21 protein-coding genes are annotated in these 13,096 nt (G+C 50.1%); 3 read left to right on the forward strand and 18 right to left on the reverse strand.

The annotated features are described in order from the left end of the window. Positions 1 to 25: 25 nt before the first annotated feature. The 6 genes from A1355_RS25980 to A1355_RS03260 all read right to left on the reverse strand — a co-directional run bounded on the left by A1355_RS25980 (position 26) and on the right by A1355_RS03260 (position 4,447). Positions 26 to 220: a hypothetical protein gene (locus A1355_RS25980; RefSeq protein WP_231883538.1), complete on the reverse strand. Its 195-nt coding sequence runs from the start codon at positions 218 to 220 to the stop codon at positions 26 to 28. 167 nt (positions 221 to 387) lie between these two features. After that, positions 388 to 945, reverse strand: a complete 558-nt coding sequence (locus A1355_RS03240) for a hypothetical protein (protein WP_157197723.1) — start codon at positions 943 to 945, stop codon at positions 388 to 390. Between the two features lie 263 nt (positions 946 to 1,208). Continuing rightward, positions 1,209 to 1,664, reverse strand: coding sequence for a hypothetical protein (locus tag A1355_RS03245; RefSeq protein ID WP_197471705.1), 456 nt, complete (start codon positions 1,662 to 1,664; stop codon positions 1,209 to 1,211). Positions 1,665 to 1,880: 216 nt separating this feature from the next. Further along, the gene (locus A1355_RS03250) at positions 1,881 to 2,666 is read right to left on the reverse strand and encodes a hypothetical protein (RefSeq protein WP_064024944.1); all 786 of its coding nucleotides are present in this window, start codon (positions 2,664 to 2,666) and stop codon (positions 1,881 to 1,883) included. Between the two features lie 55 nt (positions 2,667 to 2,721). Continuing rightward, positions 2,722 to 3,288 carry a hypothetical protein gene (locus tag A1355_RS03255; RefSeq protein WP_064024946.1) on the reverse strand — a complete coding sequence of 189 codons (567 nt, stop codon included), beginning with the start codon at positions 3,286 to 3,288 and terminating at the stop codon, positions 2,722 to 2,724. 169 nt (positions 3,289 to 3,457) lie between these two features. Then, a complete protein-coding gene (locus A1355_RS03260; protein ID WP_157197724.1) occupies positions 3,458 to 4,447 on the reverse strand; it encodes a hypothetical protein in 990 nt (329 codons plus the stop codon). Between the two features lie 729 nt (positions 4,448 to 5,176). On the opposite strand from A1355_RS03260, the gene A1355_RS03265 reads away from it, so the two are divergent. After that, complete coding sequence (locus A1355_RS03265) at positions 5,177 to 5,488, forward strand: hypothetical protein (protein ID WP_064024950.1); 312 nt, start codon at positions 5,177 to 5,179, stop codon at positions 5,486 to 5,488. A gap of 194 nt (positions 5,489 to 5,682) precedes the next feature. Here A1355_RS03265 and A1355_RS03270 read toward each other — a convergent pair whose 3' ends face one another. The 4 genes from A1355_RS03270 to A1355_RS03285 all read right to left on the reverse strand — a co-directional run bounded on the left by A1355_RS03270 (position 5,683) and on the right by A1355_RS03285 (position 7,964). Then, positions 5,683 to 5,985 carry a transposase gene (locus A1355_RS03270; protein WP_231883539.1) on the reverse strand — a complete coding sequence of 101 codons (303 nt, stop codon included), beginning with the start codon at positions 5,983 to 5,985 and terminating at the stop codon, positions 5,683 to 5,685. A gap of 439 nt (positions 5,986 to 6,424) precedes the next feature. Next, entirely contained in the window at positions 6,425 to 7,393 is a 969-nt protein-coding gene (locus A1355_RS03275; RefSeq protein WP_064024954.1) for a tyrosine-type recombinase/integrase, read from the reverse strand. Continuing rightward, positions 7,393 to 7,683: a type II toxin-antitoxin system RelE/ParE family toxin gene (locus A1355_RS03280; RefSeq protein ID WP_064024956.1), complete on the reverse strand. Its 291-nt coding sequence runs from the start codon at positions 7,681 to 7,683 to the stop codon at positions 7,393 to 7,395. The genes A1355_RS03275 and A1355_RS03280 overlap by 1 nt, the downstream gene beginning before the upstream one ends. Beyond that, entirely contained in the window at positions 7,671 to 7,964 is a 294-nt protein-coding gene (locus tag A1355_RS03285; protein ID WP_197471706.1) for a CopG family ribbon-helix-helix protein, read from the reverse strand. The genes A1355_RS03280 and A1355_RS03285 overlap by 13 nt, the downstream gene beginning before the upstream one ends. Before the next feature lie 654 nt (positions 7,965 to 8,618). Between A1355_RS03285 and A1355_RS03290 the strand changes: the two genes are divergently transcribed. Both A1355_RS03290 and A1355_RS03295 read left to right on the forward strand, forming a co-directional pair. Then, a complete protein-coding gene (locus tag A1355_RS03290; protein ID WP_231883540.1) occupies positions 8,619 to 8,855 on the forward strand; it encodes a UPF0175 family protein in 237 nt (78 codons plus the stop codon). Positions 8,856 to 8,894: 39 nt separating this feature from the next. Continuing rightward, positions 8,895 to 9,350, forward strand: coding sequence for a DUF3368 domain-containing protein (locus A1355_RS03295; protein ID WP_231883541.1), 456 nt, complete (start codon positions 8,895 to 8,897; stop codon positions 9,348 to 9,350). A 256-nt stretch (positions 9,351 to 9,606) separates the two neighbouring features. On the opposite strand, the gene A1355_RS03300 is transcribed toward A1355_RS03295, so the two are convergent. The 8 genes from A1355_RS03300 to A1355_RS03320 form a co-directional block, all read right to left on the reverse strand. Beyond that, on the reverse strand, positions 9,607 to 10,251 hold the full coding sequence (locus A1355_RS03300; protein WP_064024960.1) for a glutathione S-transferase family protein: 645 nt from the start codon (positions 10,249 to 10,251) through the stop codon (positions 9,607 to 9,609). After that, positions 10,244 to 10,702: a protein tyrosine phosphatase family protein gene (locus tag A1355_RS03305; RefSeq protein WP_064024965.1), complete on the reverse strand. Its 459-nt coding sequence runs from the start codon at positions 10,700 to 10,702 to the stop codon at positions 10,244 to 10,246. Before A1355_RS03305 ends, A1355_RS03300 begins: the two co-directional genes overlap by 8 nt. 83 nt (positions 10,703 to 10,785) lie before the next feature. After that, a complete protein-coding gene (locus tag A1355_RS26475) occupies positions 10,786 to 10,923 on the reverse strand; it encodes a hypothetical protein (protein ID WP_331710104.1) in 138 nt (45 codons plus the stop codon). Further along, a complete protein-coding gene (locus A1355_RS03310) occupies positions 10,923 to 11,180 on the reverse strand; it encodes a tautomerase family protein (protein WP_231883542.1) in 258 nt (85 codons plus the stop codon). The genes A1355_RS26475 and A1355_RS03310 overlap by 1 nt, the downstream gene beginning before the upstream one ends. Positions 11,181 to 11,286: 106 nt before the next feature. Then, positions 11,287 to 11,466: a hypothetical protein gene (locus A1355_RS24305; protein ID WP_082885332.1), complete on the reverse strand. Its 180-nt coding sequence runs from the start codon at positions 11,464 to 11,466 to the stop codon at positions 11,287 to 11,289. Next, positions 11,463 to 11,819 carry a phosphatase PAP2 family protein gene (locus A1355_RS26565; protein ID WP_396643647.1) on the reverse strand — a complete coding sequence of 119 codons (357 nt, stop codon included), beginning with the start codon at positions 11,817 to 11,819 and terminating at the stop codon, positions 11,463 to 11,465. The genes A1355_RS24305 and A1355_RS26565 overlap by 4 nt, the downstream gene beginning before the upstream one ends. After that, positions 11,785 to 12,186, reverse strand: a complete 402-nt coding sequence (locus A1355_RS03315) for a GFA family protein (RefSeq protein ID WP_064024966.1) — start codon at positions 12,184 to 12,186, stop codon at positions 11,785 to 11,787. The genes A1355_RS26565 and A1355_RS03315 overlap by 35 nt, the downstream gene beginning before the upstream one ends. Positions 12,187 to 12,278: 92 nt before the next feature. Next, positions 12,279 to 12,968, reverse strand: a complete 690-nt coding sequence (locus A1355_RS03320; RefSeq protein WP_064024967.1) for a glutathione S-transferase family protein — start codon at positions 12,966 to 12,968, stop codon at positions 12,279 to 12,281. Positions 12,969 to 13,096: the final 128 nt, after the last annotated feature.

Raw genomic sequence — 13,096 nt, forward strand, 5'->3', positions numbered from 1 at the left:
AAATCCAACTGCTCGATGACTTCGACTACAAAACGCGCCAAGTGATCCTCCGGCAACCATTCGTCCACCGAGGGGGGTAGCGTTTATCCGGGATGCCTTTCAGCTTGGGGTTTTCGGTTTCGATAATCGCCAGCGCGTCATCAATTTGTTTGCCGATATTTGCTTGTTTGGCAGCAGCGCGAATAGCTTCCCAGTGCGCAGTTTCCGACACCCAGAACACGTTGACCTCTTTGTAATATCCAGTTCCTCGGCCAGCATCTCGTCGTCGCATTCATGCAAGAATATTCGTCGGCCTCGTCGGTAAAGCGCCGGGTTAGTTCGGCACGGCGGGCTGCGAAGGTAGCCGCCTGACGTTTAAACGTCAGGCGGCATCGAATCTCAATTTAACTAAAAATACTTTGTAAGTTGGTCTATCCTTGCCATTTTTTGATAGTCATTCGGCAATGTCTTGTTGAATTGCATAATTCCATTGAAAATATCGGCGTCACTGGCCCCCTTGCTCTTCAAGTCGTTGTAGATTGTAATTCTTTGCTCCCTGATACCTGACGCCTGTGCTTCAAACTCTTTTTGGCCCTGGGTAAACTCGGCCCATCTTTTAGTGTGGTCTGAAGTTGGCAAGTTAAATATATCATCAACTTTAACCATCTTCAGATCCGTGCCAAACGCCGCATCTCTGGCCATTTGTTTAGCAAATTCAGGATCGCTGTTAACGTTGTCGATGAGTTTCTTCGCAGCTACCGATACGGGATCGGTTGCATCTTTGGATGGCTGAGAGCCCTCGTTTAATGCTCGATAGGCATTATCGCTAATACTCACGGAATCGGTGTATGCCAATCTGGTATTGGTATTGTCGTTCTTAAACACATTACTATTAGATTGGTAATTGCGGGCAACGGATGAGGTGCCGTAAGTCGGGTACGTATTCGATGTTGTGTTTACAAACATGCTCTATCTCCTTATTAAACCTGTAATTGGATTTTAATCCCCTAATTCAAACATTCAAAATCAGTTTTTAGATTATTAGCATAATTTGTGCCATCGGAATTTGACAGTTTTGTGGCGCTCTGATGGCTGTTTTCGGCATCGGCTTGCCGCCAGTTAAGGCTAGCATCAATATTAAGCGGCAATGCTTTGCCGCATTGCCGGCCCGACTTTCTGGCTCTAAATTCGGAAATTTTGACATTCCAGGCTTCACGAATTGCCCTATTTCACGCGTTGGTGTCGATCTGGGAGCCGACTCTTAACGGCGTTATGGCATTGTCCAAATTGTAGAGCGTGTGAAGCACATTGCCCAAAAAGCGCCTGGCATCGTCCCAGCCTTGTTCGCCACTGTCGATCGCGCGGTTAACGAGGGCATAGCGCCTTTCGTATTCTTTGATGGCATCTATCGGCGTGTTGGGGCTCAAGTCGTATTGGTCATCGTTGACCGTCAATACCACAAACTCCCCGACAGTATTATCGGAAATCTCGCCGTTGAAGTTCAAATATCCGCCCAACATGGCGAGGTCATGCGGTGAAATATTACGCAAATCCACGTTCGCCAATTTTTGTTTCAGCTCATCTGATTTTAATGCCAATTGTTTGACATTGAACTGCTGACCGATTGGCCTGCTATCGGCGGTCTTGAATCGATTTTGCCAAGGCATGGGATCGACCTTTTCCAAGAATCGATAGTGATGATGGGGTGAATTTGCGTCGATCTGCATTTACACTCCTTGAATGGGTTTGAGCAAAACGGCCGGGAAACTTTCTGCCTTCAGAATTGTTGTCGGCCGGGGTGGCGAATGTTTGAGCTCAAAGTAATTGGCTAATCTGTTAGTATCACATGGATGCCTCAGGGCTTCAAAATTTTGTCGGTAGTGGTGTTGCCTTGATGCCGCTTACGCCAACAACCGTTTCATATCGCTAAAAAATGCCTTGTCGCGGGCGTATTGATCGGTTGGTATGGAGGCCTTGAAATATTCCAGCGAAGCCAGGAATTTATTGACGCCGTCGCGGTAGCTGTCTATTTGGTCGGTTGGGGCTAGAGCCTTGCTGGTTTGATCATTAACGTTGATGCCGTACAACATGTTATGCATTTCAAATCCATAGGTCATCATCGTCATGTCATCCATGTTCTGAGTCGCCGCCAGCCATGCCTGTTTGACTTGTTCCGGCGCGTCCAACGGTGGAAAGGTACCGGTTCTTGCGGCACCGACTTCCTGAATGCCATCGTGATTGAAATCCACCTGGTAGCCTTCCGGCAGCAACAGATTGTAAGCGCCTTCCCTACTCATCGTTGAGGTATCGAAGGGCTCGGCCAGGCAATGTGCGCGCTGCACGACGCCTTGTTCTTGCGGCGTCAGGCTTTGCAAAAACGCGACCGGATTATCCATGCCACCTTGGCTATAGGCGCGATTTAAAATGGCGGCGTAAGCGGTCTGATCGTTGGCACTGGTGCCGCGCACGGCGGCCATTTCGGTGAAGGTCAAGCCCATGATATCCGACAAAGTGGTAGGGGATGCGCTTTGCTTAGCAGCGTCCGTCGACGAGCCGGTTGGCGCGGCAGTCTGGTAACGCGCATACGCGGCTTTGAAGTCGGTGAAAAAATTCGCGCCCGGACTTTGTATCAAATGGCGTTGCTGAATGGCGTTTGGCGTGATGTTATTGACGTTTTGAATACTCATGCGAACTCCTAACGAATCAGTAGGCTTAATGGATTTGACTCATCGACGCTAACAATTAACCGGCTGAAGGCCACATCATCATGGCCCGGAATCGGGACGGTTGTTGCGCTTGCAAGTCGTACAGCCGATTGACAATTTCACCGGCGCTGATGCCTGCGGCCTTGGCGGAATCGTAAAGCTTGCTTGCTGCTTGCTGATATTGGCTGGCCTGCTCAGTGAAGTAGGCTTTGCTTTCCTCGGTGACCAATTCACCGCTGCTGTAATGAAGCGGATCGTTCGGCGTGGCACCTAGGCTAATCAAACCGCCTCCGCCTTGCCCGTCAAACAACTGGTCGTGCGCCAAATCGTAGGCAAATTGCTCCGAGTCGCTGGAATGGGGATTGGCTAAAGCGGCGTTGCGTAGAAAGTTTTGCCCGGCGGTTTTTTCCGCCATGAGTTGCTGAAACCTTGTGCCTGCCTGAGTCACGCTATCGGCTGTCCACGCTTGCCGACCGGCGTCGCTGATGCTGACAGTGTCTTGCGTAGCCGCTGGACTATTATCAGTTTGCACGGCCCGCTGGCCATTGAACGAAGTGTAATTAAACGGGAAACGGTTGGCTAAGGCATGAATGGTGGATGTCATGGTCAATTCCTGTGGCAAATCAGCTTGCCCTAACGTTAAGCAATGCCCATGCCATCTAACATTTTTCCTAATTACCGGCGTACAGCGAGATTCCCGATGTCCAAGGAACTCAAAAAACGGCAAGAATTTGCCGGGAAGAAGCATCAAAGTGTCAGGGCGGCAGCTAAAGCTAAGCCCGCGTGTCGATAGCCGTCGTTTTGGCAAGCGATTGCGCTAATTCGGCGGGTTCGGTATTCGGGTCTTGCTGCATCTTGGCGAGTCCGGACAAGCGCGACATTTGGTCAATGAGGTTAAGATTAGCGTCGGCCGAATGTAATAATGCCAGTTGATAAGCTGCCATGATTTGTTTGCGCTCTGTTTTACTGAGGTGCTGCCAAGGCTGTTCGGCGGCGTTTTTGGGGGCGTTGGCCCCGGCTTCCCATTTGGCGCCTTGGTAGGGATGATCGACACGGTACAAGGCCTGAGCCAAGCCTGGATCGGTTGGAGTAAAGGCTTGCGCAGTTCGGGGTGCCGCATTATCTGCCGATTGGCTATTTTGCGATGTCAATGCAGGAATGAATTTTTCCAATGCGCCAAAGCTAACGGCATGAGTCAAACCGCTGATTTGCGGGTTCAGCAAGTAAGCCAAAAAACCTTTATCGATGTCGGTTGATTCTACCGAGGAATCGGTCAATATCCGTTTGACCTGCTCGGCGTCTTGAGGATTGTATTTGCCTACCCAAGGATTGCCTTCTGCGTCATAAATACCTGATTGTCCCGCTATTTCCCCGGTATTATTCCCCGTCACCTGTAGGAAACGGTAGTTTGCCAAATCAAACGCAAAATTATCGACTTGTTCCAAATCCATGCCGCTGGACTGCGCATACTCGTAGGCGCGTTCCATCAGCTTTCTGTCCGCCTGCGTAAGGAAACTAGCGGAATTGCCGCTCAGGTTATTGGTCGTAAACGCCGTTGCAGCCTCGGGAGTTGCATTCGGGTCATTGGTATGGAACAACCTCGACAACAGCATTGCATGCCCGCTAAAAGTCGCCGTGTCAGTGGTGCTCTTGGATGAAACCGAACTGTTGTTGCCTTGTTTTTCAGTCGGTTGCGAAGCACTTCGTTTCTGCGAAATTGCCGAAGGAGATGCCGTAGTGTTTGATACATTGATGCTGGTCATATTCATTTCCCCTATTTCGAGAAAAGCTTTAGCTACATAGCTTAGCGGCATTCGGTCCTTTTTTTAAACTCTTCAAATAGGCGATACGCAAAAAATAGGTATCGCCTATACACGAATCAATAGTGATAATTGACTGTAACGGAATCGGTTCTTGAGTTTGCTGTTGCGGGGTAAGTGCCTCCAGTTAAAGTGTGTCTAATCCAAAAAGTACCTCGAGCACTGAATCCATCGTAGAAATGGACAGTGCCTGTCTGAGAAGCGGAAATATTGTGACAATACTGAATTGTTGACGAGTTTGGATTGGAATAGCAAATCTCGACCAGTTCCGAAGAGTTACCATTCGGATAAGTTGACCATTGGTATGACACCGAGGTGACGGTCGTTCCCGATATAGGGACAGAACTGGGTGGACTAAACGGCATAGTTGCCCAGCCACCAGACATATAAATCGTATAGTGTGTCGTTGTTTTAGACCATGAGGTATCGACTGCATAGCTAACAGACGCCACAACTAACAGTAGCGGCAATAATATCCATTTGTTCATAAAAGCACTCCGAATTACAAAGTTACACAGGTATTTGAGAATATTCGAAACATTAAATTCGATCGGACAGATTCAGGTACAGCGCCCCATTGATGAGCTCTGTTGTAATTACCGACAAAATATTTCTCAGCGCTGGCTGTTCTGATTCCGGGGATGCGCTCTTTGCTTCTAAGATGTCGATCGCTTGTCAGATCAATTCGTTATTGGGGCAAAAAATAAACAAACCGCTGAGGCGCTTCAACAAGAACTTGTTTCCCTTGGGATTCAAGCTAAGCGTTACAATCAAGAACAAGTCGTCTCTTTCGGGGCTAGCCTTGAAATTGGGCCAATTAAAGCCGAATTTACCCCTAAAGAATTTTTAGAGCTTTTTGAAGGGCTAGGACCAGCAGCAGTAAACGCGCTCTTTAATACACTTGAAAAATTCCAGGACAGGGTGTCATTACTTGTTAATGGGGAACGCAAGGATAGACTCCATGTCGCCGTAGCGGCATTTTAGGCCTAGGGCTGAGATCGTAAACTGTACTTTTCTGGGGGATGAAAGGAGTCAACTCGCTGACGGCCCGATCGAAAGGCCGTTCGCTCCAGATATCGCTCAAGTCGTCTGTCGGCGAAAAAATGCCGAAATAGTAGTGCATTTTTTTCCCAGCGCTTTTTGCCAGATTCCAATATCCGTAGGGGTTTAGAAACGGTTCAATCTTTCTGAGGATGATTGAGCCGTGCCGGCAGGCACGTCGGGCAGGAGGGCAACGGCAGATCGCTGAATGCGACAGACGGCAGTTCAAGCTTGACGCCGTGGGATAAGGTTACGTTGATGGCTGGTTTAGTCGGCTGCTCCGCGCCCAGGGCTAAAACCGGCGCAAAAGTCGGCAACGCTAATGCGCTGTTCCGTACCGAAGCGCCTGTTTCTTGGTGTAAGCCTATCCATTTACGCAATAGATTGGCATTGATGCCGTGTTCCAGCGCAACCTTGGCAACCGATAGTCCCGGTTGCAAACAGATTCGGACCAACTCCCGTTTGGCTTCCGGATCATAAAGACATCAGCCATCTCGCCCGTGTCTTGCGATCAATGGGCGCGATAGGCGAGTAGTGTGCTCTTTCATAAGTGTCCACCTGATGATAAGTGGACACTATCTTCGCTTCTTTCGATCGGATGATATAGACTCTGTCAATAGATTGCTTACAGTGTTTCCGGCACGATAACGGGTCTCCTGCTTGAGGTACAGGAAGAGCTTTTTACAGAAACCAATTCAGGGAGGGCAACATGGAAAGCTACGAGCATTTATGCGATCGCTTTCCGTTCTGGTTCGATTACTTTTGGCTATATCGTGGATGTGGCAGACCAGGAGCTTTGACCTTTATAAACACGGGCAACAATTGTCTATCTCTATCTGAGCAGGCCTTGCTCTTTCCTTACCATACATATACTTGCGATTAATAACTCACCTTAAACGTCGGGCTGTCCTCCGGCCGGGTCTTCCGGTGATCGTAAATCCGCGTCGTGGTGATGTTGGCATGGCCAAGCCATTCTTGAACCTTGGCGATGTCAGCCTGATGATCAAGGGCGTTCGTGGCGGCCGTGGCTCGAAGGGAGTGGGCCCCGATTTCAAAGCCTAGCTGGGCCGAATAAGTCCGTACAATCTTATAAACGCCATCGGCGGTGATGGACTTACCACCATTATCTTTGGCGTTATGACTGACGGGCCGGAACAGGGCTCCATTGTCGTCGTGGCCGTGGCCAGCCATCTCCATATATTCGTAGACCAGCCTACTGGCTGCAGGATGCAAAGGCACATAACGGATTTTGCCACCTTTGCCTGACACTTTCAGATGCGGCACGCCGCGACGCTCATGTTTGAAGTCCTTGACTTTCAGCTTGCACAGCTCATCACGCCGCAGAGCGTGATAGAGCAGGGTAGCCAGAATCGCTTTATCTCGCTTGTCTTTCAGTCGATCGCCCTCGGGGGCGTCCAACAACTCGCGGGCTTGATGATCACCTAAAGCAGGTGTGCGGCCTTCGCCGCTATCTACTTTCGGCCGTTTAACGCCTTTCACGGGGTTATGGGTCACCGCGTTGCGATCGCACAGATAATCGAACAGCGAGGACAGCGCCGACAGCCGGTGCCGAATGGTTGTGCCATTCAGAACGCGATTTCCTAAATCGTCTCGCCAGGCGATGACGTGCGCGCGAGTCACGTCACGGAATTCTTCAGGTTTTTTGATACCGGTAAAGCGCATAAAGTCTTCAACCGCATTCTGATAGGCTCGCCGTGTTTGTGGATTGGTCAGGTTGGCAAACCATTCGACCTCGGGCGGTACGTCGGACAGACGGCGGAAGTCCTCAGCGGTCAGAAGACGGCTTCCAGAGGGGGCGATAACCAACGCATTATCGGGTTTCCCCATTAAACCTCCCTCAATTCTTTGCTGTGCCAGACGCGAATAATAATTAGGGTATCGCCATCAATCCGGTAGCGGAGAACATAGGCGCCGGCGCCGAAAGGCAAAAAAAGTTCGCGGCGCTCTGATCCATCATTCATAGGTCGTCCGACCATGGGAAAGCCGCTCAGATAATTTGCGCCATCACGTAAAGTTTGACCGGCCCGTGCTGCCGCGTTTGGATTCTTGTCTTGTAAAAACGCGCGTAACCGCTCGACATCCATTAAGGCATCGGGAAGCCAGACTATTTGGGACACGCGAGCTCACTTTCGTTTCCCCAGGAGGCGAGCCATGCGTCAACCGCTTCATGAGGTATGGCATGACCGGTTTGCTGGTATCGTTGCCAACGCTCCATGTCTTCGCGCTTTTCCCGCTCGTACGCTTCTTCGCGTTCAACATACTCTTCGATAGCGGCTTTCATCAGCCAGTGCGGCGTCCGATCTTTGACATGGCTCAGCGCCTTCAGACGGGCGTGGAGAGTCTCGTCCAGTTTAATTCCGGTACTGATGGTTTTCGATATCGCGTCAGTTTGCTTCATGGTTACACCTCGTGCTACTTATATACACCTAGTGCCACTAAGTGTCAAAACGCGCGATGGTCGGACTCTTATGGCTTTACAAAACTATTGATAAAATGCGTTATCAATAGTTGAACTCGGCTCGCAAAGACCTAACTAGGCCGCCATCGGCCATTGCAAAACCGCTCAGGGAGGCGGTAATGTCGGCATCAAGTGAGGTTGCGGCGATGCCGCCGGCGCCCCAATTCCCGATCGTAGATCAAGATTTATTGATTGAGCTGCACAATGCGCTGTCACACATCCTTGTACTACCCACCATACGCCTTATTTGGGTATTTTCATGGCTGTAAATACCAACAGGACTGCCAAATGTGCGTGCCAAACCAAATCTCCAAATCCAGAGAGCGATCAAGGAGTAACTGATCCTGGGAGCAGTCAGACTTAGTTACTTAGTCCAATAGCGGTCGATGCGTTGTCAAGGCAGGTCGATCCCACTTCACATTGTTGCATCAATTTTCATTCAGAGGCTTATAATCCACCCATCCAATCTTCCTATGTAATCAGACTATGAAAACTGTTAATGTCAGTGGTCTAAAGAACAATCCCAGCGAAGCCTTGCGCATGGCCCATGAGGATATGGTTCTGGTCATGAATCGAAACTAACCTGACGCGGTGATGGTCGGCCTAAAATCCGCCAAAATCATTGGTATGCCAGGTGTGCGTAAGGCCTTGGCGACGGCACTCTTCAAGGACGGAAATTTATCCCTTGCCCGCTCTGCCAAACTGGCCGATATGCCGTTGGCCAACTTTATCGCGCACGTCTCGCGTCTGGGCATTCCCGTCATCGATCAAACGGCCGACGAAGTCGAGGACGACTTAGATACCTTGGACCAGTGGCTCAACCAAGCCTAACCAAGGATGAGCAAAAAAGTCATTGTCGACGCCAGTCCATTGATCGGACTGGCGTTGGTGGAAGGTTTAATTTGGCTACCCCAGATATTTGGCCAGGTTTATGTACCCGAATCAGTGAAACAGGAAGTGTTACCCGGCAAATCGACACCGGGTGAACAAGCGCTGGCTCATGCATTTGATTCTGGTCGGCTAACGGTATGGCATGAATCCATCACACCTTGTTTGGACATTGATCTGGACGCCGGAGAAACCGACTGCATTAACATCGCGCTATCGTCACCCGAAAACTATTTGCTGATCATGGACGAACGTGCCTGCCGGGCCGTGGCCAAAGAATATCAACTCCAGGTCGTCGGTACGGCTGCTGTCATAGGCCTAGCCAAGCAACGAGGTTTGATTGCATCGGCTCGAGCGGCTTTTGAAGTCTTGCACCGATCGGATTTTCGAATTTCGGCCACGGTGATCAACAAAATTCTGGCAAGTGTCGGCGAGTAAACCATTCGATATGCAGGTCATCTTTCTTTGCCTTGTTGAAATAGTTTTGATTTAAAGAACTTACTTGGTACGTTAGTTAATTCGCGGTAGGATTTCCAACCGCTTAAGCCCGGAGAATGCTATACCGACACAGAGCTGGTGCCGAAAAATTGAACTGACGCCTGACGAAAGGCAGTCTCAAACTCCAGCTCCCGTCCGGCGACGACGTTGAGTATTGCTATTTCCAAAATCATTTTTTCACTTTCTGCCAGCGGCATTAAAACGTTTGCCGAGCGTACAGCTCATCGAACGACGTCATGATATGGTCGCGGAAAGCTTTACGTTCGCAAAGCGCACGGTACCATCTGCGAACATTGGGTATTTCCGGAGTGGGAACGCCCATTTCAAAATATCGATAAAGCGGTGTGGCGACGGGAATATCGCCCATACTGAACGCATCGCCCGCCACGAAAGCCTGTTCGGCAAGATGCGCATTCAAGAGGGCCAAATGTTTTTGGCAACACATAGCGGCATGCTGGATTTTATGCTGATCCCGTAATTCTTCCGGCGTGCGGTAAAATCCCCAAAACAAATCCAGAAAATCAGGTTGCAATGTTGCCAGCTCCCAGTCCATCCAGCGCTCCGCCAACGAGCGTTTTGCCGGCGCTTCGGCCCACAAATGACCGCGACTGTAATTAGCACACAAATAGCGAACAATGCTGTTGGACTCCCAGACCGTGATGTCGCCATCGACCAACACAGGAATACGACCATGCGGATTCATGGCAAGAAAATCGGGCTGATCGAGGCCACCCGCGCTGCCACCGGCATCGATATGTTGATATGCCAAACCTAGCTCACCAATAGTCCATAACACCTTTTGCACATTGTATGCACTACGTCTTCCCCAAATTCTAATCATGCGCCGATGGCCCTTTAATGTGTCGAATAGCGTAGTCAATGAATGCTTGCCAGACGGGATTCGGCGTCCAGATTTCGCTCATAGGATACAACGCAATCACTTCCTCCTCCGCCAAGCACAACTTGCGATAGAGATAAATGAAAGCGGACGCCCGTTTATTTTTTGCGCAATGCACCCAGACCTTATGTCGTTTAAATGCCTTGAGGACAGCAAAGAATTGTTCCAGCTGGCTAAGCCTGGGTTGTTCCCACGCCACGGGAATTTGAATATAAGTGATGCCTTGGTTCACGACCAATTCGGCTTCGCCTGGCAATGCGTTGCTGGCCGTTGACGGTGCCAAGTTAATCACCGCCTCTATACCAAGCTCCGACAGTTTGGCTATGTCCGCCTCAGTCAGCTGTGCGGAACACCAAAGCCAGTCGAATGCCTGATAAACGTTTTCAGCTTCCATAGGGTTATTCAATAGCGAAAGTCGCCTGTATACGTAACACGATAAAGTAATTCACTGAATTTTGGGTCGGCGTTGAGCATTTGTTACACGTCCACTTTAAAACCCAGACCAACATCGCAACCCGCTTGCCCGCCGCGAATACCCCAATTCTCTTTGGGAATTTCTCTCAGCAAAATTTTCACATGATCAGGAGGTATGCCAAATGGCTCGAGATTTGTCACTATGGCTTTGACAGATTTCGCTTGGCATCAAGCGATCGGCCGGCAAAGGCGTCTATACTGATATGGGTATAAAAATCCGCTTGCTCTCTGGCAGGCGGATAGGCGAAGCGATGAGGTTCATGAACAATAAATCGAACATTCTTATCATCCGGGACAATTTTGAACGCTTCTAGTAAAGCCATGTGCACGGCTTCCATCAGGGCAATTTCTTGCGCCTGTGTGTATTGGCGACGGACTTCGATCAGAACACTTGGCATTTCTACTCCTTGGACTTTCAGCGATTTGGCAACCGACGTCTTGTGTGGTTGCAATGATTGATCAAAAGCGTAACGATACCCCTCCCAAAAACGAGACGAAAGACCATCATGAAATCGTCGACGATGAATCCGATTTGGCGGAAGGTCGCTTGATAAGAATCCGAATCCAAAACCAAGTCTCCAAGCTTGCGCCAACCGCAAATCCAATGTTGCCGACGCCGGAATAGCCGGACAGATAACACGCCACGGCTAATACTAAAATCGTTACGGTGATGATGTGTTTCATATCCGAGTTCTCCTCCGTATTACGCTTAACGAACAACGATAACCTTTTAGCCGACTTACGGCGGACTTGTTAGCCAACAAGCCTCTAGCTCCGCAGAAATACCCCGCCAGTACGTCGGCAGGAAAGTGCGCTCCCACATTGATTCGTGAAATACCCACCCACAGCGGTAAAATCGCTAATAACGTCCGGCCGCGAACTTCAACGTTCATGCCGTTCGGACCTAAGTTTGGTTGTCCATGGCTTTCAATTACCGTTATCGCAGTCGATCGGATGCTGCAACTTTTCGGCATTTTCAATCGCCATGGCGATAAGACTTGATTATCCCCGCCTATCAGCAGGATGATTGATACCATCACCGGTTCGCACTTCCCCCAGTTCAAAGGGATTAACACCTTCAAGGCAGGCAACGTTGTAGCCGTACTGGCTGGGTACGGATCGGCGTTGGTGGTGGGTGTAGATGCCGCAAATCGAGCAAAAATAATGTTTGGCGCTCATGGTGTTGAATTGGTAAAGCTTCAAGATCTCTTGGCCTTTGACGACCTTTATTCCAGATAGCGGCACCGATGCCATAATCGCGCCTTTGCGCCGGCAAAGTGAACAATCGCAGCGGCGCGGATCGACGATGCCGTCGGGAAGATCGAGTTCGAGCTCCACCGAACCGCAATGGCATGTGGCGCGGTGTTTGGCGTTGATAATGGTGTTGCCTACTTTTTTGATCATATCGTAGTTGCCGATTGTTTTTTGATGGTTCTAATGCTTTCGGCTAGGCCAATAGCATATTTCATGACCTTGCTAAAATCGTGCAGCCGAGGTTATTGACCAACGGCGCGAAAGTCGTTCAGCCAAGTTCCTGCGTTTCTCGCCATCTGCTCATGCTCTTCATCGCGCCATGTCTCGCTGAGTGCTGCGACATACCAGTCACGCATGGCCGGCAAGGCTAGCAAATGGTCGACGTATGGGCGAGCAGGCGGCGCCATGTCCAAGCCATAGGTTTGGACGCGATAGGCGACGGGCGCGAAGAAAGCGTCCACCGCGGTAAATGCCGGCCCGGCTAAGTAGGGTCCGCCGAAGCGGGTCAAGCCCTCAAGCCATAATGCATTCAGTCGAGTCAGATCCTTTGCCAAGACCGGCGAAGGCGATGCCAAGCGAATCCGTAATCCGCAATTCATGGTGCAACATTCACGCAGAACCTGAAACCCGGAGTGCATTTCCGCGACTGCGCAACGCGCCCAGGTTCGCGCTAATGCATCGGCTGGCCAAACAGCCGGGCTTCGCTCCGCCAAGTATTCGGTAATCGCCAACGAATCCCAAACAACGGTTTCGCCGTCGATCAGACAAGGCACTTTCCCGGTTGGCGAGAAATGACGGAAGGCGTTGGTTTGATCCGTTCCGGCAAACGGAACGAGCTTTTCGATAAACGAAATGCCGAGTTCCCGCATCAGTATCCAGGGCCGTAGCGACCATGACGAGTAATTTTTATTGGCGATGTAGAGTTCTAGCATGAGCGATATATCTCCTTGGTTTTTTAATCATCGATTTTGCCACTTGGTTTAAGCCCGGCGGCAGAATGGCTTTGCTGGTCGCCATCCGATTTCAAATTGAACGCTTTCAGAGGGTTGGCCGGGATTCA

The sequence above is a fragment of the Methylomonas koyamae genome (genome assembly GCF_001644025.1).
Lineage (GTDB): Bacteria > Pseudomonadota > Gammaproteobacteria > Methylococcales > Methylomonadaceae > Methylomonas > Methylomonas koyamae_A.